22 protein-coding genes are annotated in these 25,047 nt (G+C 72.2%); 7 read left to right on the top strand and 15 right to left on the bottom strand.

The features are described from left to right. Nucleotides 1–216: 216 nt before the first annotated feature. Together purN and AB0G35_RS35275 are read right to left on the bottom strand one after the other, a co-directional pair. The gene (purN, locus tag AB0G35_RS35270; RefSeq protein WP_360958288.1) at nt 217–846 is read right to left on the bottom strand and encodes a phosphoribosylglycinamide formyltransferase; all 630 of its coding nucleotides are present in this window, start codon (nt 844–846) and stop codon (nt 217–219) included. 131 nt (nt 847–977) lie between these two features. After that, nucleotides 978–1,961, bottom strand: coding sequence for a helix-turn-helix domain-containing protein (locus AB0G35_RS35275; RefSeq protein ID WP_360958229.1), 984 nt, complete (start codon nt 1,959–1,961; stop codon nt 978–980). A gap of 779 nt (nt 1,962–2,740) precedes the next feature. On the opposite strand from AB0G35_RS35275, the gene AB0G35_RS35280 reads away from it, so the two are divergent. Beyond that, on the top strand, nt 2,741–4,051 hold the full coding sequence (locus AB0G35_RS35280) for an MFS transporter (protein WP_360958232.1): 1,311 nt from the start codon (nt 2,741–2,743) through the stop codon (nt 4,049–4,051). 72 nt (nt 4,052–4,123) lie between these two features. On the opposite strand, the gene AB0G35_RS35285 is transcribed toward AB0G35_RS35280, so the two are convergent. Beyond that, nucleotides 4,124–5,146: a LysR family transcriptional regulator gene (locus AB0G35_RS35285; protein WP_360958235.1), complete on the bottom strand. Its 1,023-nt coding sequence runs from the start codon at nt 5,144–5,146 to the stop codon at nt 4,124–4,126. Between the two features lie 151 nt (nt 5,147–5,297). Next, nucleotides 5,298–8,120, bottom strand: coding sequence for a penicillin acylase family protein (locus tag AB0G35_RS35290; RefSeq protein ID WP_360958238.1), 2,823 nt, complete (start codon nt 8,118–8,120; stop codon nt 5,298–5,300). 262 nt (nt 8,121–8,382) lie between these two features. On the opposite strand from AB0G35_RS35290, the gene AB0G35_RS35295 reads away from it, so the two are divergent. Together AB0G35_RS35295 and AB0G35_RS35300 are read left to right on the top strand one after the other, a co-directional pair. Then, nucleotides 8,383–8,997 carry a hypothetical protein gene (locus AB0G35_RS35295; RefSeq protein WP_360958241.1) on the top strand — a complete coding sequence of 205 codons (615 nt, stop codon included), beginning with the start codon at nt 8,383–8,385 and terminating at the stop codon, nt 8,995–8,997. A 58-nt stretch (nt 8,998–9,055) separates the two neighbouring features. Then, nucleotides 9,056–9,802 carry a 3-keto-5-aminohexanoate cleavage protein gene (locus AB0G35_RS35300; RefSeq protein WP_360958244.1) on the top strand — a complete coding sequence of 249 codons (747 nt, stop codon included), beginning with the start codon at nt 9,056–9,058 and terminating at the stop codon, nt 9,800–9,802. Between the two features lie 44 nt (nt 9,803–9,846). On the opposite strand, the gene soxR is transcribed toward AB0G35_RS35300, so the two are convergent. Further along, a complete protein-coding gene (soxR, locus tag AB0G35_RS35305; RefSeq protein WP_360958247.1) occupies nt 9,847–10,443 on the bottom strand; it encodes a redox-sensitive transcriptional activator SoxR in 597 nt (198 codons plus the stop codon). A gap of 152 nt (nt 10,444–10,595) precedes the next feature. Here soxR and AB0G35_RS35310 point away from each other — a divergent pair, with 152 nt between their 5' ends. Then, nucleotides 10,596–11,057, top strand: a complete 462-nt coding sequence (locus AB0G35_RS35310) for a MaoC family dehydratase (RefSeq protein ID WP_360958250.1) — start codon at nt 10,596–10,598, stop codon at nt 11,055–11,057. An 88-nt stretch (nt 11,058–11,145) separates the two neighbouring features. Here the strand turns inward: AB0G35_RS35310 and AB0G35_RS35315 are convergent, their stop codons facing one another. The 4 genes from AB0G35_RS35315 to AB0G35_RS35330 form a co-directional block, all read right to left on the bottom strand. Then, nucleotides 11,146–11,640 carry an NUDIX domain-containing protein gene (locus AB0G35_RS35315; RefSeq protein WP_360958252.1) on the bottom strand — a complete coding sequence of 165 codons (495 nt, stop codon included), beginning with the start codon at nt 11,638–11,640 and terminating at the stop codon, nt 11,146–11,148. Between the two features lie 76 nt (nt 11,641–11,716). Continuing rightward, nucleotides 11,717–12,313, bottom strand: a complete 597-nt coding sequence (locus tag AB0G35_RS35320; RefSeq protein WP_360958255.1) for a dihydrofolate reductase family protein — start codon at nt 12,311–12,313, stop codon at nt 11,717–11,719. A 40-nt stretch (nt 12,314–12,353) separates the two neighbouring features. Next, nucleotides 12,354–12,977, bottom strand: coding sequence for a TetR/AcrR family transcriptional regulator (locus AB0G35_RS35325; RefSeq protein ID WP_360958257.1), 624 nt, complete (start codon nt 12,975–12,977; stop codon nt 12,354–12,356). A gap of 131 nt (nt 12,978–13,108) precedes the next feature. Further along, entirely contained in the window at nt 13,109–14,260 is a 1,152-nt protein-coding gene (locus AB0G35_RS35330) for an acyl-CoA dehydrogenase family protein (protein ID WP_360958260.1), read from the bottom strand. Nucleotides 14,261–14,339: 79 nt separating this feature from the next. On the opposite strand from AB0G35_RS35330, the gene AB0G35_RS35335 reads away from it, so the two are divergent. Next, nucleotides 14,340–14,999, top strand: a complete 660-nt coding sequence (locus AB0G35_RS35335; RefSeq protein ID WP_360958263.1) for a TetR/AcrR family transcriptional regulator C-terminal domain-containing protein — start codon at nt 14,340–14,342, stop codon at nt 14,997–14,999. Nucleotides 15,000–15,282: 283 nt separating this feature from the next. Here the strand turns inward: AB0G35_RS35335 and AB0G35_RS35340 are convergent, their stop codons facing one another. The 6 genes from AB0G35_RS35340 to AB0G35_RS35365 form a co-directional block, all read right to left on the bottom strand. Next, complete coding sequence (locus tag AB0G35_RS35340) at nt 15,283–16,365, bottom strand: Zn-dependent alcohol dehydrogenase (RefSeq protein ID WP_360958266.1); 1,083 nt, start codon at nt 16,363–16,365, stop codon at nt 15,283–15,285. A 72-nt stretch (nt 16,366–16,437) separates the two neighbouring features. Continuing rightward, entirely contained in the window at nt 16,438–17,832 is a 1,395-nt protein-coding gene (locus tag AB0G35_RS35345) for an aldehyde dehydrogenase family protein (protein ID WP_360958269.1), read from the bottom strand. A 127-nt stretch (nt 17,833–17,959) separates the two neighbouring features. Next, entirely contained in the window at nt 17,960–18,856 is an 897-nt protein-coding gene (locus AB0G35_RS35350; RefSeq protein ID WP_360958272.1) for an NAD(P)-binding domain-containing protein, read from the bottom strand. A gap of 141 nt (nt 18,857–18,997) precedes the next feature. Beyond that, nucleotides 18,998–20,266, bottom strand: a complete 1,269-nt coding sequence (locus AB0G35_RS35355; RefSeq protein WP_360958275.1) for an MFS transporter — start codon at nt 20,264–20,266, stop codon at nt 18,998–19,000. Nucleotides 20,267–20,284: 18 nt separating this feature from the next. Next, nucleotides 20,285–21,736, bottom strand: a complete 1,452-nt coding sequence (locus AB0G35_RS35360) for a citrate:proton symporter (protein ID WP_360958277.1) — start codon at nt 21,734–21,736, stop codon at nt 20,285–20,287. Nucleotides 21,737–22,081: 345 nt separating this feature from the next. Next, nucleotides 22,082–22,717 carry a TetR/AcrR family transcriptional regulator gene (locus AB0G35_RS35365; protein ID WP_360958280.1) on the bottom strand — a complete coding sequence of 212 codons (636 nt, stop codon included), beginning with the start codon at nt 22,715–22,717 and terminating at the stop codon, nt 22,082–22,084. A gap of 103 nt (nt 22,718–22,820) precedes the next feature. Between AB0G35_RS35365 and hmgA the strand changes: the two genes are divergently transcribed. Together hmgA and AB0G35_RS35375 are read left to right on the top strand one after the other, a co-directional pair. Continuing rightward, a complete protein-coding gene (hmgA, locus tag AB0G35_RS35370) occupies nt 22,821–24,146 on the top strand; it encodes a homogentisate 1,2-dioxygenase (protein WP_360958283.1) in 1,326 nt (441 codons plus the stop codon). A gap of 16 nt (nt 24,147–24,162) precedes the next feature. After that, complete coding sequence (locus AB0G35_RS35375) at nt 24,163–24,909, top strand: GntR family transcriptional regulator (protein WP_360958286.1); 747 nt, start codon at nt 24,163–24,165, stop codon at nt 24,907–24,909. The last annotated feature ends 138 nt before the right edge of the window (nt 24,910–25,047 follow it).

Raw genomic sequence — 25,047 nt, forward strand, 5'->3', positions numbered from 1 at the left:
CGCTTCACCGACATGTGCAACGCCCGGGGCCTGCCGGCCACCCGCATCGGCGTCGTCGACGGCGAAGAGATCGACGTCCAGGGCCAGTTCACCATCCCGCTCAACGAACTGCGCACCGCCCACGAGGGCACCATCCCGGGGCTGCTGCCCTGACACGACGGTGGCCGTGGCCCCGTTGCCCGACCGGCAACGCAGCCACGGCCACCGCCGCTCCTTTCAGGGAATCAGCACCCTGCGCCCCACCACCCGGTAGCCGCCCCGGGCGATCCGGCGTACGACGTCGACGAGCAGTGCACGTTCGACCTCCTTGATGCGTTCGTGCAGCGTGGCCTCGTCGTCCTCGTCGTGCACCTGCACCGCGCCCTGCGCGATGATCGGGCCGGTGTCCACGCCGTCATCGACGAGGTGCACCGTGCAGCCGGTCACCCGGACGCCGTAGGCAAGTGCGTCGCGTACGCCGTGGGCGCCGGGGAAGCTCGGCAGCAGGGCGGGGTGCGTGTTGATGACGCGGCCACCGAACCGGGCGAGGAACGCCTTGCCCACGATCTTCATGAAACCGGCCGAGACCACGAGGTCCGGCCGGTGCGCCGCGGTCGCCTCGGCCAGGGCCGCGTCCCACTCCTCGCGGGTGGCGTGGTCCTTCACCCGGCACACGAAGGTCGGCAGTCCGGCGCGCTGCGCACGTTCCAGCCCGGTGATGCCGGTCCGGTCGGCGCCGACCGCGACGATCTCCGCGCCGAACCCTCCAGGGTCGGCGGCGATCGCGTCCAGGAGGGCCTGGAGGTTCGTGCCGGAGCCGGAGACCAGGACGACGAGGCGGAGGTTCGGCGCTCGTCGCCCCACCATGTCCGCCGCGTCCACCCCGTCCGCTGCTTTCGTCGCGTTCGTCGTGTCCGTCGTGTCCGTCGCGTCCGTCGCGTTCGCCGTGTCCGTCGCGTCCGTCGCGTTCGCTGTGTCCGTCGTATTCCTCCCGTTCGTCATGACAGGGCGTCCACCAGTGCGTCGCCGCGCAGGGTGCGCAGTATCCGGACCTCGCGGCCGCGCCGCTCGCGGGAGAGGAGGCCGGCCTGTTCCAGTTGCCGGCAGTGGTACGTCACCGTGCCGGCGGTGCAGTGCAGCAGGTCGGCCAGCTTGCCCATGGAGACGGGCTGGTTGCCCGTGCGGAGGATGTCGGCCCGGAGTTCGCCGAGCATCATGGCGAGCGCATCGGCGGCCGTCTCCGCCCGTGCGGCCTCGCCCTGCAGGAGCGGGGCGAGGCCGGCGATGGGATAGCCGAGGTACATGTGGCCGTTGCGGTCGACGTGGTAGGCGCAGGCACGGGTGCCGGAGACCAGCGGCATGAGCGTCAATTTTCGTACGGTGACGCCTTTTTCGATCGGTGCGTGGTCGGGCAGCAGAATGTTTCCGTCGACGAAGGCGATGCGCGGGCTGAGACTGGCGAGGAATGCGCTCATCGTTCCGGTGACCGAGGCGACTCCCGCGCGCTCGATTTCCCGTTCCAGTAACGGCTTTCCCTGCTGCCATACCGGCGCGACCGCGTCCCATAGCTTTCGCGTCATCCCGGCGTACGCCTTCAGGAATCCGACGGGATTGTCGACGGCCTTGCGCCAGGCCGGCGGCGCTTCTCCGCCGAATGTGCGCTCCAGATCGTCGAGGAGGGCGTCCGGCGGCATCTCGGCAATGCGCCGGACCTCGTCGCGCATCCTGGTTTCCCTGAGTTCGCCCCGCATGAGGAGGGACTCGGGAATGTGCAGGGCGCCGCCCGCGGTGATCGGGCCCATCACATCCGCCAGATACTCGGGGCAGGCCTTTCGTAGCAGCCTGCGCCTGCTCACCGGGACGCCCTGCGCGATACCGAGGACATCCGCCAGCAATGAGATGACCGACACCCCCGGGAGAAACGCTATCGATACGGGAATGTCAACGTTTTTACCCAGATGAAGTCCGACCGCTTGGGCCACTTCTTTTCCCCCGTTCAGAAGAACCACTGGTGAACCACGTTCACACCTGCGCGCCGGGGTCGGTCGGCCCCGGCGTACAGCAATGCTTCAGTCCTCGTCACGGCGCCCCGTCGGCGGTCGCGGCACCGGACCCGGCCTGAAAAAGATCGCGTATGGAATTACCCCTCCGTGCCGATGCACGGAGGGTCGGCGCGGATCAGGCCGAGAGTGTGTACATCATCTGCTCCCCCGCAGCAGGATGGGCCCTTGCCGTACTCAGAGTGAAGAGTGAAGAGTGAAAAGTCGGCTCGGACCGGCCGCGTGATGTCCACTTCGCTTGATGCGGTAACACCGAACGAAGCGTCACCAAACCTTTGAATGACCCCCACTTGGAGCATAGTTCACGCCACGCGCCCCCGGCAACCAGCCAAAGGTAAACTACGACTGAGTAGTTGAAGCCAATATCTTTCTTATGCTGCACCACAGAGGTGCTACAGCGGATTGCCGGAGCGGAATCCGTGTGTCGCGGCAGGCAAAACGGAATCCTTCAATCCCGGCACCGGCCGACACCTCGCACCCCCATTGTTCCGGCCGCCGGCCGCCGTTCGTCGCCCCGCGAAGGGCCGAACGTCGCCCGAATCCCTTTCTGATGACTCTTCGAAGGGCTATCCGGTTGCGCCGAGAAATGGCCATTTCCGCACAGCACCGGAACGCCACTCGACCCCCACCGCCATCTCATGCACCGAGATCATCTATCCCACGCATTGACTGGCTCCGGCGACCACGTGAGAGTGCGACAGGTGCACAGTGAAACGACTTCGGACCCGGCCGCACCACCCGCGGAGAGCAAGGAGAGCCTGCGGCGCGTCGCCGTGGCCTCGTTCATCGGGACGGCCATCGAGTTCTACGACTTCTACATCTACGGGACGGCCGCCGCGCTCGTCCTCAATCAGGCGTTCTTCCCGACCCTCGACCCGGTGAACGCCACCCTCGCGTCCTTCTCCACCTATGCGGTGGCGTTCGCCGCCCGGCCCCTCGGATCGGTGGTATTCGGCCACTTCGGCGACCGGGTGGGCCGTAAGTCCGTGCTGGTCGCCTCGCTGCTGCTGATGGGGCTGTCCACGGCGTGCGTCGGGCTGCTGCCGGGCTACGGCAGCTGGGGCATCTGGGCCCCGCTGCTGCTGATCGCGCTCCGCTTCCTGCAGGGCATCGGCCTCGGCGGTGAGTGGGGCGGGGCCGCGCTGCTGGCCGTCGAGCACGCCCCGCGCAGCCGCCGGGGTCTGTACGCCGCCTTCCCGCAACTGGGGCCCTCGGTCGGCTTCTTCGCGGCGACCGGGGTCTTCTGGCTGCTGTCGTCCGGGCTCGACGACGCGGCGTTCCGCTCGTGGGGCTGGCGGGTGCCGTTCCTGCTGTCCTTCCTCCTGGTCGGCGTCGGGCTGTTCGTGCGGCTGAAGATCAGTGAGACGCCGGTGTTCGCCCGGGTGCTGGACGCCCAAGAGGCCGGCACGGTCCCCGCCGTCGACGTACTGCGCCGCCATCCGCGCGAACTGCTGCTGGGCGCCGGCGGCATGATCATCGCGTACGGCCTCTTCTACACCGCCACCACCTACTGCCTCTCCTACGCCACCGGCACCCTGGGCGTCTCCCGCAACACCATGCTGGGGCTCTCCCTCGTCGCCTGCCTGTTCCTCGCCGCCGGCACCTGGCTCGCCGCCACCCGCTCGGACGGTGCCGGCCGCCGCACACTGGTCCTGCTCGGCAGCGGATGCGCCGTCGTCTGGGGCCTGGTGCTCTTCCCGCTGCTGGACACCCGGCAGCCGGCACTGATCGCGCTCGGCATCGGCGGGGCGCTGTTCTGCATGGGCATCGTCTACGGCCCGATGGGCGCGTTCCTGCCGGAGCTGTTCGGTACGACGGTGCGCTACTCGGGCGCCTCGCTCGCGTACAACCTCGGCGGCGTGCTGGGCGGCGCGGTGGCCCCGCTGGTCGCCACCCGTCTCCAGTCCTCGTTCGGCTCCGCGTCGGTGGGCTGGTACGTCAGCGCCATGGCGGTGGTCTCGCTGGCGTGCGTGCTGGCGCTGCCGGAGACCCGGGAGCGCGATCTGGGCTGAGCGCCGCGGCGGAGAGCCGGCCGGACTGGGGCGACTACCAGTAGCAGAGGGCGAGTTGGCGGACCACGGCCTTCACGACTGGAGCCACCAGCGCTCGCTCTCCGCCGACAGCGCCTTCCACAGCAGGTTGAGCGGATGGCCGGGCGCGTACGAGGCCCGCTCCCCGCGCCGGGTGAACACGCCGACCAGCACCTCGGTCCGCGGGCCCACGTCCCCGTCGATCTCCAGGGTGCGCAGGCCTCCGGCCTCCGGGAGCCGGCCGTCCGCGGCGGCCTCGCCGATGCCCCGGGTGACCAGCATCGCACCGCTCACCACGCCCGAGCGCAGCAGTTCGAAGCCGTAGTGGGCGGCCTCTATCTCGGCCGCCACGGAGAGCTTCTGGCGGTAGTCGGTGCCGTACCAGGCGGTGAGGAAGCGGCCGATGAGCCCGCGCGGGGAGATCACCAGGGGCAGCCGGTCCAGCTCGTGGGCGGGGAACGAGGTGCCGGGGAGCCGGTCCGGCGGCAGGTTGGTCAGCAGGGACAGGCCGCTGCGCCGCCACTCCATGACCTCGTAGGGCGCCAGCAGTTCCGTTTCTTCGCCCTCGGTGACCACCACGCTGCCGCAGACCAGGTCGAGTTCGGTGCTGCGCAGTTTGGTGAAGAGGTCGCCGGTGCGGACGTGGGTGACCTTGAGGTCGACGCCCTGGCGCTCGTACTCCTCGTTGACGCGTTCCACGGCGTCGAGCAGGAAGCCGAGCGTGTAGCGGGTGGTGCCGACCGACAGGGTCCGGCCGAGCCGGCGCCGGGCGTCGTGCACGCCCTCGGCCCACTCCCCCAGCGTGCGGCGGGCCAGCCCGACCAGTGCCTCACCGGTCGCGGTGAACAGGGCGTTCCGGCCGCGCCCTTGTTTGCGCACCAGCTCCTCGCCGCACAGCGCGGCGAAGGTGCGGTTCAGGGTGTCCAACTGCTTCTGCACACTGGACTGTTCGCGGCCCAGCCGGCGGGCGGCGCCCAGTGCGGTGCCCGCCTCGTGGACGACGATCAGCGTACGCAGCTGGTCCATGGTGGTGTCAAGCAGCTCCGTCGGGTACTGCTGCGGTCCGGACAAGGCCATGCGCCCCTACTCGTACTCGCGTCCCTGGAATTCAGGACTGTGCAGCATAGCCGGGCGCCCGATCACCGCCGGTGCAGGGGTGGTTACGCACGAAGGCCCCGGAGCGTCGCCGAGCGGGCTCCGGGGCCTGACGGGTGGTGCCGCCCGCGTGCTAGCGGTGGGTGGGGAACTCCACCACCTGCTGGTACGTCGGCCGGTTCTGCCAGCTGATGGTGTCGTGGGTCAGCCCGCCGACCGCGCGGTGGACGATCGCGTCCGCGCACCACTGGTCGCCGGCCTTGCAGCTGGCGTCGCCCGGGTAGACCTGCTCGGCCGTCTTGGCGGTGGCCTGGCGGAGGGTCGCCAGCAGGGTGTCGCGGCAGGCGGACAGGTCTCCGCCGCCGCAGTACCGCTGGGCCAGCGGGCCCTTGACCCGCTCGCCCAGTACGGAGCGCAGGTCCTTGTCGGCGTACGACCACCAGCCGTACTGGAACGCGGATCCGGCGTGCGCCCCGGTGGGGCCGTGGCCGGCCGACGGTGACTCGTCGATGCCGAGGTCGGAGGTGAGGGCGCCGTACAGGTCGTCGCCGAGCCCCGGCTTGAAGACGCCTTCGATCATCAGCGGCCACCAGGCGTCCATCAGGCGGACCGCGTCGGGATGGGTGTAGGTGTGCGAGCCGGGGCTGGTCTCCCGGCGCTGGGCGCCGTCCTTGCGCCAGGCCGCCAGCTGCTGGACGGCGGTCTTCAGCGCGGGGTCGGTGACCGGTGTGCTGTTCAGCACCCGCAGGAGTTCGGGCAGGATGTCCTCACCGCGCAGGTCGGTGACCGCGGCCTCGGACATCGCGCGGGTCAGCGACGCCCGGGTGACGCCGCCCTCCTGGGTCAGCGCGCGGACCCGGTCGTCCAGCAGGTTGCCGCGGTGCACCGAGCCGTTGCCGAAGCCGGCCGAGTCGTAGTCCTTGGCCTGCTTGTTGTTCCAGGAGATGTAGTAGTCCTGGTCGACGGACTGCGGGTGCTGGGCGGGCGGGGTGTAGTCGCTGGTGTTGGTGGCGGGGTCGTGGCCGCGCCACTCGTAGGCGTCGTCCGCCCTGACCGGCAGGGACGGGTCGACGTCGGGGTTGCGGACGGGGTTGAGGCCGCTGTTGAAGTACGCGATGTCGCGGGAGTCGGCGTAGAACCAGTTGAAGGCGTAGCCGATGTGCGCCGCGGCCTGCTGGAAGGACTTCGCGTCGTGCACCGCCGAGGGGTCGTTGAACATCTGAAAGCCGATGATCGAGTCGGCCTCGTGGCGGTAGGTGGAGCGCTGTGCGGTGTAGGCGACGGGCTTGCCGCCGATGGTGGCGCGGTGGGTGACCGTGCCGTACTTCGTCCGGAAGACCTGCATCCGGTACGAGCCGGCGGCGGTCGGGTCGGCGATGGTGGGCTTCCAGGAGTTGGTGCGCTCCAGCTTCTCCATGGGGACGCAGGCGCCGCGGTAGCGGTAGGAGGTGGAGTCCTTGGTGGCCGGCGAGCCGTCCTGGTTGCACAGGTCGACGGCGTAGGTGTCGGTGATGTCCTGGCCGGCGGAGGTGGCGCTCCAGGCGTAGTCCTGGCCGCGGCCGAGCTGGACGTACATGCCGACGCCGGCGAAAGAGGCGCCGCGGGCGCTGATGCCGGGGCCCTGGATCTCCTGGAGCATCAGCAGCTGCGGCGCGAAGTACCCGGTCTGCGGGCCGAAGACGGCGACGGGGTGGCCGCTGGCGGTGTGCTTGCCGGAGACCAGCAGGGCGTTGGACATACCGCGGTGCTGGGTGGGGTTGAAGCTCCCCTTGGGGAGCACCCCGTCCTTGAAGAGGCCTTCCAGCTTCCGGTACTTCTTCGGGGCCTTGACCGGGTCCTGGGGGGCGGTGCCGCCCTTGGCGGTGGCGGCGCCGGTCCGGTCGAAGACCAGGGGTTCGGGGGTGACCGAGCCGCGGTCGGGCAGTGCCGTGCCCTTGGCCCTGGCCGGTTTGACGGCGTAGGGGAAGCTCTGGCCGTCGTGCAGGGTCGTGGCGGCCTCGGGGTCGTTGCGCTCCCGGAAGGACTCCCAGACCTCGGTGCCCTTCTGCATGCCGTACTTCTGCTGGGCGGCGAGCAGGGACAGGGCGTTGGTGACCTCGCCGCCCCCGCCGTTGCCGAAGAGGCCGCCGACGACGGAGGCCAGGGCTATCAGGTCGGTGAGCTTGAAGGGCTCGATCTCCCCGGCGTTGGTGATCGCGTCGATGTGGCCGGTGAGCACGTATTCGCCGGGGAAGTAGCGGCCGTTCTTGGACTGTTCGCGGTAGGCGTTGATGCCGTCGACGTACGCCTGGGCGTCCGCCATGGCCTGCTTGCCGCGCTCCCCGTTGTGGTCCTTGATGTAGTCGACCTGCTCCTGGAGGTCCTTCTCGGTGTACGGGGCCTGCGGCCAGAACTCCTGCTCCAGGCCCTGGTTGGCGGGCGCGCCGCCGGCGAAGGAGGTCAGTTCGCCGCGGCCGATGTGGCGGAAGAGGTCCATCAGCCAGAGCCGGTCCTGGCCCGCGGCGTAGCCGGCGCCGAATTCGGTGCCGTAGCGGGTGGTGCCCTTGATGTGCGGCACGCCGGTCTTCTTGTCGCGGGTGATGGTCACGTCGTCGCGGGGCGTGGTGACCTTGCCGACCTGGTCCGCGGGGACGCCGAAGGACGCGTCGTTGAAGAAGTGGGTCAGGGTGTCGTCGGTGAGCGACTGGTAGCCGCCGGCCAGGGCGGCGTACGGGGCGAGTTGGTCGGTGGAGTGCTCGGGGTGGGTGCCGAACATCTTGTTGCCGAGGATCTCCACCAGGGTGGCGTTGCCGGTGGCGCCGGGCGGCAGGATGTCGGCGCACTGGCCCTGGCAGTAGTCGTGGGTCTCGTCGGCCGTGGTGGCGGCCGCGGTGGGAGGCGGCGCCATGAGCGTGGCACCCAGGGCGCACAGGGCCGCCACCGCGGCAGTCCTGAGCCGTCCGGTACGTCGTCGCATTCCTGCTCCTCGATGGGGGTCTCCTGCTGCTCCTCAAGAGCGCGGGGGAGAGAGGGTGGGCGGGACGTTACCGGCGGTTATCCCCGGCCGGAAGATGAACAACCGTCATCTTTTCTTCTTCCGCACAGACACCGGCCGCCGGCCGCCCGACACGTCGGAACATCGCTCGCGAAACCGCAAAAAAATTCGAGGGATCCGGCTGGTGATCGACTACGTCCCATCCCCGTCCAGTCGGGTCCCCCCCCCCCGGAGGTGGGATGAAATGGCCGGTTTCAGAGCCCTCGCAGAACAGGTCCGCAATCCACGACTCGTCGCGGCCCAGCGCCGCACCGCCCTGCGCAAGTGCCTTGAGCGGTTCGCCCCTTACGGGCACCGCGCCACCTGGCACCATCTGTGCACCCGGGCCGGTATCGCGACCCAGGATCGTGATCCGGACCCGGAGCGGCTGGTCGCCGCGCTCACCGAGCTGGAAGAGGCCCGCACCCTCTGGCTCGCGTACGAGGAGGAGTTCGCCGCCCGGCGCCGCAAGGAGAAGCACGACGGCATCCGGCAGGTCGGCGCCCTCGACGACTGGCACCGCCGCACCTGGGGCGGCTGTGACATCGTGCCGTGCGCCTCACCGCAACGGCATCCGGCGGCCCGGCTCGCGGTGGTGCTGCACCGCATGATCTCGGCCATGGAGGCCGGCCGGCCGCGGCACGACTGCCCCGTCTGCGGCTCCACCCGCTTCGCCTGGCTCCCGGAGGAGACGGACGCCCCGGCGCCCGGCCCGGCCTGCCACCGGTGCGGCGTGCTGGCCCCGGCGTCCGTACTGGCCCCCGAAACCCTGCGGGCCGCCCACCGGGCGCCCCACGTGGGGGTGTTCGCGGCCGCCTGAGCCCGCGTCGCCCCGCTGCCGGGGCCCGTTGTCAGACCCCGGTGTCATCCTGGGAGACATGTTGCAGGTATGTCTCAACGGGCCCCGGACCGCGGCCGATTCGCAGGCGGTGCCGATGTCGCCGGCCGCGCTCGCGGAGGCGGCACGGCAGGCGGTCGCGGCCGGCGCCGAGGAGGTCCACGTCCATCCCAAGACCCCGTGCGGCAGGGACTCGCTCTCCCCGCGCGTGGTGGGCCCGGCCCTGGAGGCCGTCCGGGCGGCGGTGGACGTCCCGGTGGGCGTGACGACCGGCGCCTGGGCCGAGCCGGGCCCTCCCGACCCGTCCGACGGGCCCGGGCGCTCCCCGGACCGCCGCGTGGAGCGCATACGGTCGTGGACGGTGCTGCCGGATCACGCCTCGGTGAACTGGCACGAGGAGGGCGCCGAGGCGGTGGCCGCCGCCCTGTTGGAGCGCGGCATCGGCGTCGAGGCCGGCCTCTGGTCGGGCACGCCGGGCCCGGGGCGGTTCCTCCGCTCGTCGCTGAGGTCCCGGGTGCTGCGGGTGCTGGCCGAAGTCACCGACACCGACGCCGAGTCGGCGCCGGCCACCGCCCGCGCGCTTCTCGCCGAGGTGACCGGCACGGCCCACGGCCGCCCGGTGCTGCTGCACGGCTGGGACGGCGGCGCCTGGCCGGTGCTGCGGCTCGCCGTCGCACTGGGCCTGGACACTCGGACAGGCATCGAGGACACCCTGCTGCTGCCGAACGGCCGCCCGGCCGCCGACAACGCCCAACTGATCGCTGCCGCACTGGCTCCGGAGAGCTGACGCAGCTCCTCACGGTCCCCCGCCGCGCGCGCCGTCGCGGCGGCTCAGTACCGCCGGTCGTCGCCGGCGCACCCCTGCTCGGCGCCCGTGCCGCGCCGCGCGCTCTGCGCGCGTGACCGGTCGGCGTCCTCGCGCGGCTGGTTCCCGCCCGCGCGCTGCTCGGCGTCCTCCGTGTCCCTGGCGGCGCGGTCGACCCGCAACCGCCGGGCGCCCGGGCCCCCTTCGCCCAGGTTGTCGTCCGGATTGGACAGCCCGCAGCGCTCCAGCGAGAGACAGCCGCAGCCGATGCAGTCGGTCAACCGGTCGCGCAGTTCGACGAGTTGGCTGATCCGTTCGTCGAGTTCGGTGCGCCAGACCTGGGACAGCCGGGCCCAGTCGTCGCGGTTGGGGGTGCGCTCGTCCGGCAGCTCCGCCAGCGCGTCCCGGATCACCGCGAGCGGGATCCCGACCCGCTGCGCCGCCCGGACGAAGGCGACCCGGCGCAGTGCGTCACGGGCGTAGCGCCGCTGGTTGCCGGCCGTCCGGGTGCTGCTGATCAGCCCTTTGGACTCGTAGAAGTGCAGCGCGGAGACCGCGGCGCCGCTGCGCGCGGAGAGCTGGCCGACGGTGAGTTCGTGAACCTTGTACGGAAGCTGGGGCACCTGTCCACCCTACGGGGTGCCTCCTGCCGGCTTTCGGTGATCGCGGCCCGGGCGTTGACAGCCGCCGGCCGCACTCCGCATCCTGAGCAAGCGCTTAGTAAGCGCCGGCCGGTGCGGACGGCGGCGAACGGATCCCGAGGAGGCAGACGGAGATGGCAGAGCCCCGAGTGTTTGGATCGCTCGACGAACTGCGGGCCGCGGTCGGCGAGGAGCTCGGCCCCAGCGACTGGCTGGAGATCGACCAGAAGCGGATCGATCTGTTCGCGGACGCCACCGGCGACCACCAGTGGATCCATGTGGACCAGGAGAAGGCCGCGGCCGGCCCGTTCGGCACCACCATCGCGCACGGCTATCTGACGCTGTCGCTGCTGCCCGCCCTCGTCCCGCAGCTGATGCGGGTGGACAACGTGACGATGGGGATCAACTACGGCACCAACAAGGTCCGCTTCCCCGCCACCGTCCCGGTCGGCTCCCGGCTCCGCGCCACGGCGAAGCTCGCGGAGGTGACCGAGGTGACCGGCGGCGTCCAGCTCACCACGGTCGTGACCATCGAGCGCGAGGGCGGCGACAAGCCGGTGTGCGTCGCGGAGTCGGTCAGCCGGTTCTACCTGTAGGGGCCCCTTCTGCCGGGGGCGTTTCTCCCGGGGGCGTTCCCCTTTGGGCGTCTCCCCGGGGGCGTTCCCCCGGGGGGGGCGTCTCCCCTCAGGCGCCGGCCTCCCGGAGGCCGTGCACGACCCGTGCGATCAGGTCGTGGATCAGCAGCTCGTCGGGTGCGCGGTTCTCCGTGAGGCGGTGCAGGTCGGCAGGGCCGAACCAGCCGTAGGCGGAGTGCTTGGACCACTCCAGGGCCGGCCGGTCCAGGTCCCCGTCGACCTCCACGAGGTAGTCGGCCTCGTGCCGGAGGCCGCCGCCGTCGTCCCCGGTCCAGGCGGTGACGCCCAGCAGCGTGCGCACCCGGCGGAGGCGCCAGCCGGTCTCCTCCGCCACCTCGCGCGCCAGCGCCTGAAGGAGGGTTTCGCCGGGCTCGACGTGGCCGCCCACGACGTCCCAGGCGCCGGGGAACAGACGGCGGTCGGCACTGCGCTTCTGCGCGAAGGCCTCACCCCGTTCGTTGAGGATGACCGCGCCGACCGTCCAGAGCTCGCCCCGGGCGGGCACCGGCACGTCGACGCCCGGGTCCACGATGACGGATGACATGGGCGCCAGCGTACGGGCGGGAACCCCGCGCCGGCGCCCGTTTTCTCGTTCCTCCCGGCCCTTCCGGAGCTGCCGGTCAGCCCTTCTCGGCGGGGCGGTACGTGGCCACGTGGACGCCGGTGCCGGTGGTGACCGTCGAGACCAGTTCGAGGGGGCGCCGCCCGCCGTCCGTGGGGAAGACCGTCTTCCCGCCGCCGAGCAGCACCGGCATGATCATGAGCCGGAGTTCGTCGACCAGGCCCTCGGTCAGCAGGGTGCGGACGAGCGTCGGGCTGCCCATGACGTGCAGGTCGCCGCCGTCGGTGGCGTGCAGTGCACGGATGCGGGCGACGGCCTCGTCCCCCGGGATCCGGGTGGTGTTGTGCCACGTCAGGTCGGCGTCGCCGAGCGTCCCGGTCACCACGTACTTGCGGACCGCGTTCATGTGGTCGGCGAACGGGTCGCCGGCCCGCCCGGGCCAGGCCGCGGCCATGGTCTGCCAGGTGCGGCGGCCGAACAGCAGCGCCTCCGTCGTGGCGACCGCGTCGTTGAGGGCACCGCCCATGACCGCGGGGTCGAAGTACGGGTGCGACCAGCCGCCGTGGGCGAAGCCGCCGTCGGTGTCCTCGTCGGGTCCGCCCGGTGCCTGGACGACGCCGTCCAGGCTCATGAACTCGCTGACCACGATGCGCATGGGGTGCTCCTCCTGCTCGCTGCCGCGGGGTTGCGGGGTCTTACTGGGCGCCCACCATGCGCAGCACGAGATCGGCGTAGAGGGCGCCGACCTCGTCGGGGGTGCGCGGGCCGTCAGCGGAGAACCAGCGGGCGACGTCGACGCAGAGGGAGAGCACCGCGAGGGTCGTGCCCGGCACGTCGTCGGCGCGGAACTCCCCGCTGTCCGCGCCGTCCTGGATGATCTGCCGCAGCAGCCGGTCGGTGCGGCGGCGCAGTCCGGCGATCTCGGTGTAGTGCTCGGGGCTCAGCGCCTGCAGCTCGTACTGGATGACCCGGGCGGTGGTGTGGTGCTCGGCGTGCCAGCGGGCGAAGGTGCGCACCGCGTCGCGGAGCCGCTCGGTGGCGCTGCCCTCGGCCTCGGCGGCGGCGCTTATGATGCGCAGCGCCTTCTCGTGGCCGATGCCGCTGATGCGGTAGAGCAGCTCTTCCTTGGTCTTGTAGTGGATGTAGAGGGCGGCCGGGCTCATGCCGGCCCGGCCGGCGATGTCGCGGGTGGTGGTGGCGTGGTAGCCGCGCTCCGCGAACGCCTCGACGGCGGCGCTGACCAGTCGTCGCGCGGCGTCCGGGGTCACTCCGGCCCACTCCTCGCTCTCCTCAGCAGCCCGCTGTGCCGCCGCACCCATCGCGCACCCCGCTCCTCGATCCGCCAGGGACCTTCCTCTGACGGATCGAACACCATACCTGGCTGGTGAGCAAGCGCTTAGGGGCGGCCGGGGGCCCTGGCCCCGGGTGCGACGGTGTACGGAGCGGGCGTTCAGAAGGCCGAGACGCCGGTCAGCGCGCGGCCGATGACCAGCTTCTGTATCTGGCTGGTGCCTTCGTAGAGGGTCATCACCCGGGCGTCCCGCAGCAGCTTGCCGACCGGGTACTCGTCGATGTAGCCGTAGCCGCCGAAGACCTGGAGGGCGTTGTTGGCGGCGCGGACGGCGGCCTCGGAGGCGAACAGCTTGGCCTGGGAGGCGGCGGTGGTGAACGGCTCGCCGCGGTCGATCAGATCGGCGACCCGCCAGGTCAGCAGGCGGGCCGCCTCGACGTCCACGGAGATGTCGCTGATCAGCTCCTGGACCAGCTGGTGTCCGGCGATCGGCTTGCCGAACTGTTCGCGCTGGCCCGCGTGGCCGAGTGCGGCCTCCAGGGCGGCCCGGGCGATGCCGACGCAGCCCGCGGCGACCGACATCCGGCCCTTGGCCAGCGCGGACATCGCGACCGAGAAGCCCTTGCCCTCGGGGCCGAGCATCGCGTCGGCGGGCACCCGGACGCCGTCCAGGACCAGTTCGGCGGTGGCCTGGCCGCGCAGCCCGAGCTTGCCGTGGATCTCGCGACGTTCCAGGCCGGGGGTGTCGGTGGGGACGAGGAAGGCGCTGATGCCACGGTGGCCGGGGGCGTCGCCGGTGCGGGCGAAGAGCAGCACCACATCGGCCCAGGTGCCGTTGGTGATGAAGGTCTTGGCGCCGTTGAGGACGTAGGTGTCGCCGTCGCGGAGCGCGCGGGTGGCGAGGTGGGCGGCGTCGGAACCGGTGCCGGGCTCGGTGAGGCCGAAGCAGCCGATCGCCTCGCCGGAGGTGAGCCGGGGCAGCCACTGCCGCTTCTGGCGTTCGTCGCCCCAGGCGGCCACCGTCTTGGCCACCAGGCCGAGGGAGACCGAGACGATGCCGCGCACCGAGGAGTCGCCGCGGCCCAGTTCCTCGGTGACCAGGACGTAGGAGAGGTGGTCGCCGCCGGAGCCGCCGTACTCCTCGGGGACGGTGAGGCCGAGGAAGCCGAGGTCGCCGAGGGTCTTCACGATGCCGCGGTCGACCTTCTCGGCGCGGTCCCAGGCGGCGGCGTGCGGTGCGACCTCGCGGTCGACGAAGTCCTGGGCGAGCTGCCGGACCGCGGTCTGCTCCGGGCTGAGCTCCAGATTCATCCCGTACCCCTTGTGGACGAGGAGAAGGCATTTAATTAGCACTGCTAGTTTTCTGGGAACAGCCTCTACTATGTGGCTCATGGCCCGACCCCGCAAGCCCCTGCTGAGCCGGGAGCGCATCGTCTCCACGGCGCTCGCGCTGATCGACTCCGAGGGACTTCCGGCGCTCTCGACCCGGCGTCTCGCCGCCGAACTGGGGGTCAGCGGCCCGTCCCTCTACAACCACTTCACGACCAAGGACGAGATCCTCGACGCGGTGGCCGACACGGTCATCGCCCAGGTCGACGTCTCGGCGTTCACGGGGGCGGGCGGCGACTGGCGCACCGGGCTGCTCGGCTGGGCGCGCTCCTACCGCGCCGCGCTCGCCGCCCATCCGCACATCGTGCCGTTCCTGGCCCAGGGCCCCGGCCGCCGCCCGGCCGGGCTGAAGATGGCCGACGCGGCGTTCGGCGGGATGGTCGAGGCGGGCTGGCCGCCCGCGCAGGCCACCCGGATCTGCGCGATGGTCCGCTACTTCGTCGCGGGCTCCGCGCTGGGCTCGTTCGCGCGCGGCTTCGTCGACGACCCGAGCGCCTACGACCCGGCCGACTACCCGCACCTGGGTCAGGCGCACCTCCTGGCGGAGCATCAGCGCCAGGTGGACGAGGGGGCCTTCGAGACCGGGCTGCGGGCGCTGGTGGACGGGCTGGCACTGCAGCACCCCGAACGCGTACCGCCGGCTGGCGGACAACGCGGGTAAAGTGCGCACGCCTGTGGCGGGAACGGGCAGGTGGGACGTTTCGCGGGAGGCGGTGTGCACGAGTCGGGCACGGCCGTCGGCGGCCCCTTCCGGGCCCCGTAGGGCGGGTGTGGCACCAGGACGCGGGCCCGGCCGCGCTCCCCGGTCCGGCCGCCGGACCGGCCGCGCTCCCCGGCCCGGCCGCTGGCCCGGCCGCCGGACCGGTCTCCCTCGGCCTCGGCAGCGGCACCGGCGTTCCCCCGGCTGCGCCGGGTCCCGGCCTGACGGGGACGACCGCGGGGCTTCAGAAGACCACCAGGGACCGGCCGCCCTTGCCCGCGAGCATCGCGTCGAAGGCGGCCGGGATGCCGTCGAGGCCGATGCGGTCGGTGACCAGTTGGGACAGGTCGAGCGCGCCGGACCGGACGTGCCCGGCGATGACCGGCAGATCGCGGGCCGGGTCGCTGTTGCCGTAGACGCAGCCGGACAGCGTCCGCCCGAAGTAGAAGAGCTCCAGGGCCGAGAAGGTCACCTGCTGGTCCTGGCCGCCGATGCCGACCACCGTCGTCCGGCCGCCGCGCCGGGTGGCCGACCAGGCCGTACGGATGGTGTCGGCGCGGCCCACGCACTCCACCGCGACATCGGTGCCCACCCCGCCGGTGAGCTTGCGGATCCGCCGGGCGGTGTCGTCCTCGCCCGCGGTCAGGAAGTCGGTGGCGCCCGCGGCCCGGGCCAGTTCCTCCTTCGCCGGGGAGACGTCGACCGCGACGATCGACGCGGCGCCGGCGATCCGGGCCGCCTGGATGGTGGCCAGCCCCACCCCGCCCACGCCGAAGACCGCCACCGACTCCCCCGCGCGCACCCGGGCACTGTGGTGGACCGCGCCCCAGCCGGTCAGCACCGCGCAGCCGAGCAGTGCGGCGTCGGCGAGCGGCACCCCGTCCGGCAGCGGCAGCGCGGCCCGCGCGGGCACCACCGTCTCCTCGGCGAAGGCGGCGGTGCCCAGGCCGGGGTAGAGCTCGGTGCCGTCGGCGGTGGTGGCGTACGGGGCGTTCGCGGCGAGGCCGGAGTTCACGCACAGCCAGGGCTCGGCGAGCCCGCAGAAGTGGCAGTCGCCGCAGGACGGCGCCCAGTTGAGGACGACCCGGTCGCCGGGCGACACCGAGGTCACGCCGGGGCCGACCGCGGTGACCGTGCCCGCGCCCTCGTGCCCGAGGACGGCCGGTGCGGGCTGGCGCAGGGTGCCGTTGGACAGCGAGAGGTCGGAGTGGCAGACCCCGGCCGCGGCGAGCCGGATGCGGACCTGGCCGGGGCCGGGCCCGGGCAGGTCGATCTCGGTGATCTGCAGCGGGGCGTTGACGGCGGGCAGGACGGCGGCGCGGACCACGGGATCTCCTCGGGCCAGTACGGGGGCGGGGGCGGGGCAGCCGGACCGGAGCTGCCGGACCGGTGCGGACTCTCAGAACTGCAGGGACTTGGTCTGGAGGTATTCGGCGAGGCCGTGCCGGCCCAGCTCCCGGCCGATGCCGGACTGCTTGTAACCGCCGAACGGGGCGAGCGGGTTGAAGCGGCCGCCGTTGATGTCGACCTGCCCGGTCTCCAGCCGGCGGGCGAAGGCGACCGCCTCGGCCTCGTCCCCGGCCCAGACCGCGCCGGCCAGCCCGTAGACGGTGCCGTTGGCGATCCGGGCGGCGTCGTCCTCGTCCTCGTAGCGCAGGACGGAGAGCACCGGGCCGAAGATCTCCTCCTGGGCGATGGTCATCTCCGGTGTGACGTCCGCGAAGACGGTCGGGCGGACGTGGAATCCCACGGCCAGAGGCGCCTCGGGGCCGCCGGCGACGAGCCGCGCGCCCTCGGCGACGCCCCGCTCGATGTAGCCGCGCACCCGGGCCTGCTGGGTGGCGTTGACCAGCGGGCCGATCTTCTCGCCGGGCACGTACTTGTCGGCCGCGGCGGCGGCGAGCTCGACGGCCTCGTCGTAGCGGTCGCGGTGGACCAGCATCCGGGTCCAGGCGCTGCAGGTCTGGCCCGAGTTGGCCATGACGTTGGCGACGCCGACGCCGACCGCCTTGGCGAGGTCGGCGCTGGGGAGGATGACGTTGGCGGACTTGCCGCCGAGCTCCAGCGCCACCCGCTTGACCGCGGCACCGGCCAGGGCGCCGATCGTCCGGCCGACGGCCGTGGAGCCGGTGAAGGAGACCAGGTCGATCCCGTCGTGGGCGGCGAGCGCGTGGCCGGCGACCGGGCCGAGGCCGGTGACGAGGTTGAACACCCCGGCGGGTATCCCGGCGGCGTCGGCGCACTCGGCGAACAGCCGGGCCACCAGCGGGGTGTCCTCGGCCGGCTTCAGCACCACCGTGCAGCCGGCCGCGAGGGCCGGCGCGACCTTGGCGACGACCTGGTGCAGGGGGTAGTTCCAGGGCGTGATCGCGCCGACCACGCCGACCGGTTCGTGCAGCACCGTGGAGTTGCCGATCTTCTCCTCGAAGGCGTACGTACCGGCCAGTTCGGCGTACGAGCCGCAGACGGCGATCGGCACCCCGGCGTGCACCGCCTTGCTGAAGGCGAGCGGGGCGCCGAGCTCGGCGGTGACGGTGGCGGCGATCTCGTCGGCGCGCGCCACGAGTTGGTCGCGCAGCGCGGCCAGCCGGGCGGCGCGCTCGGGCGGCGGGGTGGCGGCCCAGCCGGGAAGCGCGGCCCGGGCGGCGCGCACCGCGGCGTCCACGTCGGCGGCGGACCCGGCCGGGACGGTGGCGATGACCTGTTCGTCGGCCGGGTTGACGACCTCGATCGTCGCGCTGCCCTCGGCGGGCCGCCAGCTTCCGTCGATGTACATCGCGCCGTGCTGCTTCACGTCGTGGTCCTCCCGTGCCGGCCGGTGGTCGTCGACCCCAAACTAGCGCCGGTAGTTTTTCGCCGCCAGGGAGCCCCGCCCCCTCCCCGGGTGACGGTCGCCACGAGCCTAGGAGGACCGACGGGCCTCACGCCCTTGTCGAGGCCTTACGCATTTCCTCGATGACGCTGATGAATCCGGCATTGCCGTGGCCGGCCGCGATGGTGCGGTCCGCGAGCCCCTTGACGGCGTCGAGCACCTCGGTGTTGAGCCCGCGGTGCCGGGCCGCCTCCAGGACGTGGCCGATGCCCGTCGCCTCCATGACGATGTTGTCCTGGTCGCCGGAGTAGGCCCCGCGCGCCAGGTCCTCGGCCATCCCGGCGGCGATCGGCGGCAGGATGGCGGCGATGATCTCGGTGAACGGCGCGAAGTCCTTCGCCGCGATGCCCTCGGCGCCCGACAGCGCGAAGCCGTGCACCAGCCCGGCCATCGCCGAGTAGAAGAAGCCGAGCAGGGAGAGGTCGTAGACCGCCGCCGCACCGTGGTCCTCGCCGAGGAACGGGGCGCGGCCGCCCAGCGCCTTGAGCGTCGCTTCGTACGTGTCGAACGCCTCGCGGGCACCGCTGTAGAGGATGGTCGCCTCGGGCTTCCCGACGACCGGGGTCGGCACCATGATCGAGCCGTCGAGGTAGTCGATGCCGTGCCCGGCGGCCCAGGTGGCGGCGGCCCGGGCCCGCTCGGGGGTGTCGGAGGTGAGGTTGACCAGCACCCGGCCGGACAGCCGGGCACCGATCGGCTCCAGGATCGCCTGGGCCGCGTCGTAGTCGAGCACGCAGACGATCACCAGCGGGGCGGCGGCCACCGCCTCGGCCGCGGTGTCCGCCGACGACGCGCCCTGGGCGACCAGTTCGCCGGCCCGGCCCGGGGTGCGGTTCCAGACGGTCGTGGGGTGCCCGGCCCGCAGGAAGGCGGCGGCCAGCGCCCGGCCCATGGCGCCGAGGCCGAGGACGGTGACGGGGGTGCGGGTGTCGTTCGGGGTGTTCACAGCTGCTCCTCGCGGGGTGCTGCGGGTCCGGCCCGGTGCCGGTCCCGCGCTGCGCACCACCCTGCCGACCCGCGCTTACGGTTCCCTTCGGGTCTGCTTACGGTCCCTTCGGGGTCTGCTTACGGTCCCTTCGGGGTCTGCTTACGGTCCCTTCGGGGTCTGCTTACGGTCCCTTCGGGCGGCCTTGCGGCCGCCGCCCGCCACCCGCACGCTGCGCCCCTCCCCGGCACCCGCCGCCAGTCCCCCGGAGACCAGCAGCAGCCCGCCGAGCAGGACGAACGGCGCGGCGGTGCCCGCGAGTCCGGCGAGCAGCCCGGCGCCGGCCGGGGCTGCGACCTGGCCGAGGCGGTTGCCCGTCAGCCGGAGCGCGAGCGCCGTACTGCGGGCCCGGTCGGGCGCCGCCTGGACGACGGTGGTCATCGACAGCGGCTGGCCGACGCCCAGGCAGAAGCCGAGCCCGGCCAGCATCCCGGCCAGCGCCCCGACGGGCACCGGCAGCACCAGCGCCCCGCACAGCAGCCCGGCCAGCGCACAGCTGCCGGCCATCAGCGCGGTGCGCCCCAGCCACCGGATCATCGGCGTCATCACCAGCCGGCAGGCCACGGTGGCCGCGGCCCGCAGGCTGAGCAGCAGGCCGATGACGCCGGGCGCGATCCCCCGGTCCTCGCCGATCACCGGCAGGTACGCGGTGAGGACGTCGGTCGCGGAGAGCACCGCCAGACTCATGAAGATCCCGGCCGGCACACCCCGGGTGCGCAGGATGTCCCGCACCGGCACCGGCGGCCCGCCTGCACCATCCGGGGCCCCGCCCCCGGCAGTCGGCCGGCGCCGCTCGATCTGCCACAGCGAGGCATACGACACCGCGGCGACCGCCCCGGAAACCAGCAGCGCGGTGGCACTGGTCGCGGCCATCCGGCCGCCGTGCGCCGAGATCAGCGCGCCGGCCGCCATCGGGCCGATCAGCTGGCCGAGGGAGGCCCCGATGGTGAAGTGCCCGAAGTTGCGGTCCCGTTCGTCCGGGGCGCTGCGGCGGGCGACGACCGACTGGGCGCCGATGACGAAGCAGAGGTGGCCCAGGCCCATCACCCCGCTCCAGGCGGCCATCGCGGGCAGGCTGCCGGCCAGCCCGCTCAGCGCGCAGCCGCCGCTGATCAGCGCCACCCCGGCGACCAGCAGCGGGGCGCACCGGCCGTGGTCGGTGCGCCGGCCGAGCGGCACCGCGACCAGCAGCGGCAGCAGTGCGTAGACACCGGTGATCACACCGACGGCACGCTCGTCCGCACCGAGGGCGAGGGCCCGGTAGGAGACCGCCGGCCTGGCCATGCTCACCGCTCCCTGTGCGAAGGAGAAGGTGATGACCAGCCGCAGCAGCCAGCTCCTGCCGGGCCTCGCGGGTCCGTTCGCAGTCATCTGTGGGTGTGCAGCCTTCTACAGGATGCCGAAGAGCAGCCCGGCCCCCAGGACGACCAGCGACGTCAGGGCCGCCCACTTGACGGTGAACCTGGTGTGGTCGCCGAACTCGACCTTGGCCATGCCGACCAGCACGTAGACGGCGGGGACCAGCGGGCTGGACATGTGCAGCGCCTGTCCGACGAGGGAGGCCCGGGCGATCTCCACCGGGGCGACACCGTGCGCGGCACCGGCCTCGGCGAGGATCGGCACGATGCCGAAGTAGAAACCGTCGTTGGACATGAAGTACGTCAGCGGGATGCTGAGGACGCCGGTGACGATGCCCATGTGCGGGCCGAGTGCGTCGGGGATGCCGGAAACCAGCCAGCGGGCCATGTGCTCGACCATGCCCGTGCCGGTGAGCACACCGGTGAAGACGGCGGCGGCGAAGACCATGCCGGCGACGTTGAGCACGTTCTCGGCGTGCGCCGCGACCCGGGCCTTCTGGTCCGCCATGTGCGGGTAGTTGACGGTCAGCGCGAGCGCGGCTCCGAGCAGGAAGAGCACCGGGATCGGCAGGGTCTGCAGGATGAGCAGGGTGAGCAGCGCGACGGTGAGCGCGGCGTTGAACCAGTAGAGCTTGGGCCGCAGGGTTGCCCGGTGCGGGTCCAGTCCCTGGAGGTCCTCGTCGTGCCCAGCGCCGGCCGGGCCCGCTCCGGCGCCCGGTCCCGCGCCTTCGGAACCGTCGCCGGTGCCGCGCGGCGCGGCCGCCGCCCCACCCGTGCCGCCGGCGCCGGTACCCGCGCCGACCAGAACCTGCTCGCTCTCCTTCTCCTCCACGGTTTCCTCGACCACCCGGGTCTCCCCCAGCGTCAGCAGGCCCAGCCGCTTGCGCTCGCGCCGGCCGAGGACGTACGCGAGGGCGAAGACCGCGACCAGCCCGACGGCCAGGGCCGGGATCATCGGCACGAAGATGTCACCGGCGTCCAGCTTGAGCGCGGTGGCGGCACGGGCGGTCGGACCGCCCCACGGCAGGGTGTTCATCACGCCGTTGGCGGTGGCGGCGACGCCGGTCATGACGACCAGGCTCATCTTCAGCCGCTTGTAGAGCGGGTAGAGCGCCGAGACGGTGATCATGAAGGTGGTGGAACCGTCACCGTCGAGCGAAACGATCGCGGCGAGCAGCGCGGTACCGACCACGACGCGGAGCGGGTCCGCCTTGCAGAACCGCAGGATGCCGCGGACGACCGGGTCGAAGAGCCCGACGTCGATCATCACTCCGAAGTAGATGATCGCGAACATCAGCATCGCGGCCGTGGGGGCCAGGTCACCGATGCCCTTGACGACATAGTCGCCCAGGTGCGCGCCCTGTCCGACCAGGACGCAGAACAGCGCGGGAATCAGCACGAGCGCTGCCATCGGTGACATCTTCTTCATCATGATCAGCACCAGGAACGCGCCGATCATGACGAATCCGAGGATCGTCAGCATTAGGGGTACCTCACGTTCGCCCTTGAACATCTGCCGGGGGTGGCGGTCCAGGCACGTTAGGACCCGCAAACTTTTGTTAACAAGGTCTTGACGCCCGAGCAATAAGCGCAAAAGTGCAGGTCAATCCCCGGTGCGCGCTGCGCTGTGCGGTGCCGCGTACGTACCTGTCCGCGGCGCCGCACAGCGCAACGGCGAGCAGCCCCGCGGCGCCACGGACAGGTACGCGGGAGGCGCCGCAACGCGCAACGGCGAGCAGCCCCGCGGCGGAACAGACAGGTACGTACGGGGCGCCGCCCAGCGCAGCGGCAAGGGACCACCACGGCGCCGCAGCCGAGTGCGTGGGGGCTAATCCAGGTACGGGGACAGATACGCCCGCAGCAGCGACTTCGCCTCCGCGACGATGGCCGGGTCGCCGGCGGGGTCGACGCGGAACGCCAGCTGCAGGAGCGCGTCGGCCGTCTCGACGCCGACGAGGAACGCCGTACGCAGCCGCGCATCGGCGGGGTCCAGGCCGAGGCGCCCCGCCAGGAGGGCCAGGAGGCGGTCGGCGACCTCGTAGTTCGCCTGGCGGGTCTCGCGCGGGGCGGGGACCGTGAATTCGACCAGCGCGAACCCCGGCACCGTCCGCTTCATCGCGAGGTACTCGTCGACCACGACGTCCATCGCCCGGCGCCATTCCAGCCGCTGCCCCTCCGGCCCGGTCAGGCGGGCGGTGATCCGGTCCGCGTAGGCATCGAGGTTGCGGTGGGCGAGCGCCTCGGCCATCGCCCGTTTGTTGGGGAAGAAGCGGTAGACCGAGCCGATCGGGACGCCGGCGCGGACGGCCACGGCCCGGGTGCTCAGTTCCTCGTAGCCGGTCTCGTCGAGGAGTTCGGCGCAGGCGTCGAGGATGCGGGCAAGACGCTGGGCGCTGCGCCGCTGCACGGGGGCGCGGCGCAGGGAGCGGGGCGGCCGGTCGGGGCGCGGGGTCGGCTGCTGCACCCGTCCATCCTGCCCGCCCTTGCGGCCGGGAGTGTCCGTTGACGCCCCCTCCCACGCAATCCTAATGTCTTCCATAGGATTCCTTGAGCGGTGGGAGCGCGCGATGACAGGCACGGCCAACGAGCAGGCGAGGAAGACGGCCGAAGGGCTGGTGTACGCCACCGGGTTCGGCAACGAGCACAGCTCGGAGGCCGTCCCGGGCGCGCTTCCGACGGGCCGCAATGCGCCCCAGCGGGCCCCGCTCGGGCTGTACGCCGAGCAGCTCAGCGGCTCGGCGTTCACCGAACCGCGGGGGACCAACCACCGCTCCTGGCTGTACCGCATCCGCCCGTCGGCCGCGCACCCGCCGTTCGTCCGCGCCGAGCAGCGCGCGGTGCGCTCCGGACCGTTCACCGAGTGCGTGCCCGACCCCAACCGGTTGCGCTGGAACCCGCTGCCCGCCCCCGAGGGCCCGACCGACTTCCTCGACGGCCTGTGGACGCTGGGCGGCAACGGCGACGCGACGCAGCGCAGCGGCATGGCCGTGCACCTCTACCACGCCAACGCATCGATGGAACGGCGGGTGTTCAGCGACGCGGACGGCGAACTGCTGATCGTCCCCGAGCAGGGCGGCCTGCTGCTGCGCACCGAGCTCGGCCTGCTGCGGGTCGTACCGGGTGAGGTGGCGCTGATCCCGCGCGGGGTGCGGTTCCGCGTCGAGCTGCTGGACGCCACGGCTCGCGGCTATGTCTGCGAGAACTACGGGCAGCCCTTCCGGCTCCCCGACCTCGGCCCGATCGGCGCCAACGGCCTGGCCAACCCCCGGGACTTCCGGGCCCCGGTCGCCGCGTACGAGGACGTCGAGGGCCCGGTCGAGGTCGTCAACAAGTTCTGCGGCAACCTCTGGACCGCCACCTACGACCACTCGCCGCTGGACGTCGTCGCCTGGCACGGCAACCACGTCCCGTACGTCTACGACCTGCGGCGCTTCAACGTCATCGGGTCGATCAGCTACGACCACCCGGACCCGTCGATCTTCACGGTGCTGACCTCCCCCTCCGACACCCCGGGGCTGGCCGGCGTGGACTTCGTGGTGTTCGCGCCGCGGTGGCTGGTCGGGGAGGACACCTTCCGGCCGCCCTATTTCCACCGCAATGTGATGACCGAGTACATGGGCCTGATCGAGGGGGCCTACGACGCCAAGGCGGAGGGGTTCGTTCCGGGCGGTGGGTCGCTGCACAACATGATGTCGGCACACGGGCCCGACCGGGAGACCTTCGACAAGGCGAGCGCCGCCGAACTGGTGCCGCAGAAGATCGACGACGGGCTGGCGTTCATGTTCGAGACCCGGTGGCCGCTGACGCTCACCGCCCAGGCCCGGGACGCCGGCCATCTGCAGCGCGGCTACGACGACGTATGGCAGGGTCTCCAGCGCCACTTCCGCCTGTGACACCCGGGGACCGCTCGTGACCACCTTCGCTCCCGACTCGCTCGCCCTGAACCGCAAGCTGCCGCTGTGGTACCAGGTCTCGCAGTCGTTGCGCGCCTCCATACTGGGCCGCTCCCCCGACGCCCCGCTGCGGCTGCCCACCGAGGACGCGCTCGCGGCGCACTACGGCGTGAGCGTGCTGACCATGCGGCAGGCGCTCAAGGAGCTGGAGGCGGAGGGCCTGATCAGCCGGCACCGGCGCCGCGGCACGTTCATCGAGCCGGGTGCGCGGCGCGGTGCGCCGGTGCGGCTGCTCGGCTCGGTGGACGCGATCGTGGCCCAGCAGTCCGGGATGACCACCGAACTGCTGGACCACGGACCGGTCGCGGTCCCGTCCGAACTCGCCGAATACTTCCCCGAGTTGACCGAGGTCGCCGGATTCCGGCGACTGCGCAGCGACGAGAAGACCGGCGAGCCGACCAACCACGCGCGCAACTATGTACGCCCCGACGTCGCGGAGCGGATCGACCCTGCGGATCTGCTGCGCTGGCCGATGACAAAGGTGCTGCGGGACGCGGTGGGCGTCCGGATCAGCCGGATCACCGACACGGTCGAGGCCCGCCTCGCCGACCCGGAAACCGCCCGCCTCCTGGAGGTCCCCCTCCTCAGCCCGATCCTCGACTACACGGGTGTCACCTACGACACCGACGGCCGGCCGGTCGACGTCGCCCGCATCCACTACCGGGGGGACCGCTTCTCCTTCACGGTGACACTGGAGGCTTAGCCTTCCCCCGTACCCGTCTGCCCCGCCGCGGGGCTTGATCGCGTCGCGCAGTGTCGGGAATACCCGCCCCGGCCCGTCGAGTTGAGGCCCAGCAGGGGGCCCTCGCACCCCCTACGGGATCTGTTCGACCCACCCCTA

Origin of the sequence: Streptomyces sp. NPDC021749 (genome assembly GCF_040640655.1) — a bacterium.
Taxonomy (GTDB): domain Bacteria; phylum Actinomycetota; class Actinomycetes; order Streptomycetales; family Streptomycetaceae; genus Streptomyces.

Excerpts from the sequence above, each read along its gene's own strand:
- purN (WP_360958288.1), bottom strand. The coding sequence starts at position 846 with ATGGTGGGGCGACGAGCGCCGAACCTCCGCCTCGTCGTCCTGGTCTCC.
- hmgA (WP_360958283.1), top strand. The coding sequence starts at position 22,821 with ATGACAGGCACGGCCAACGAGCAGGCGAGGAAGACGGCCGAAGGGCTG.
- AB0G35_RS35300 (WP_360958244.1), top strand. The coding sequence starts at position 9,056 with ATGTTGCAGGTATGTCTCAACGGGCCCCGGACCGCGGCCGATTCGCAG.
- AB0G35_RS35360 (WP_360958277.1), bottom strand. The coding sequence starts at position 21,736 with ATGCTGACGATCCTCGGATTCGTCATGATCGGCGCGTTCCTGGTGCTG.
- AB0G35_RS35330 (WP_360958260.1), bottom strand. The coding sequence starts at position 14,260 with ATGAATCTGGAGCTCAGCCCGGAGCAGACCGCGGTCCGGCAGCTCGCC.
- AB0G35_RS35355 (WP_360958275.1), bottom strand. The coding sequence starts at position 20,266 with ATGACTGCGAACGGACCCGCGAGGCCCGGCAGGAGCTGGCTGCTGCGG.
- AB0G35_RS35335 (WP_360958263.1), top strand. The coding sequence starts at position 14,340 with ATGGCCCGACCCCGCAAGCCCCTGCTGAGCCGGGAGCGCATCGTCTCC.
- AB0G35_RS35315 (WP_360958252.1), bottom strand. The coding sequence starts at position 11,640 with ATGTCATCCGTCATCGTGGACCCGGGCGTCGACGTGCCGGTGCCCGCC.
- AB0G35_RS35290 (WP_360958238.1), bottom strand. The coding sequence starts at position 8,120 with ATGCGACGACGTACCGGACGGCTCAGGACTGCCGCGGTGGCGGCCCTG.
- AB0G35_RS35310 (WP_360958250.1), top strand. The coding sequence starts at position 10,596 with ATGGCAGAGCCCCGAGTGTTTGGATCGCTCGACGAACTGCGGGCCGCG.
- AB0G35_RS35325 (WP_360958257.1), bottom strand. The coding sequence starts at position 12,977 with ATGGGTGCGGCGGCACAGCGGGCTGCTGAGGAGAGCGAGGAGTGGGCC.
- AB0G35_RS35295 (WP_360958241.1), top strand. The coding sequence starts at position 8,383 with ATGGCCGGTTTCAGAGCCCTCGCAGAACAGGTCCGCAATCCACGACTC.
- AB0G35_RS35285 (WP_360958235.1), bottom strand. The coding sequence starts at position 5,146 with ATGGCCTTGTCCGGACCGCAGCAGTACCCGACGGAGCTGCTTGACACC.
- AB0G35_RS35320 (WP_360958255.1), bottom strand. The coding sequence starts at position 12,313 with ATGCGCATCGTGGTCAGCGAGTTCATGAGCCTGGACGGCGTCGTCCAG.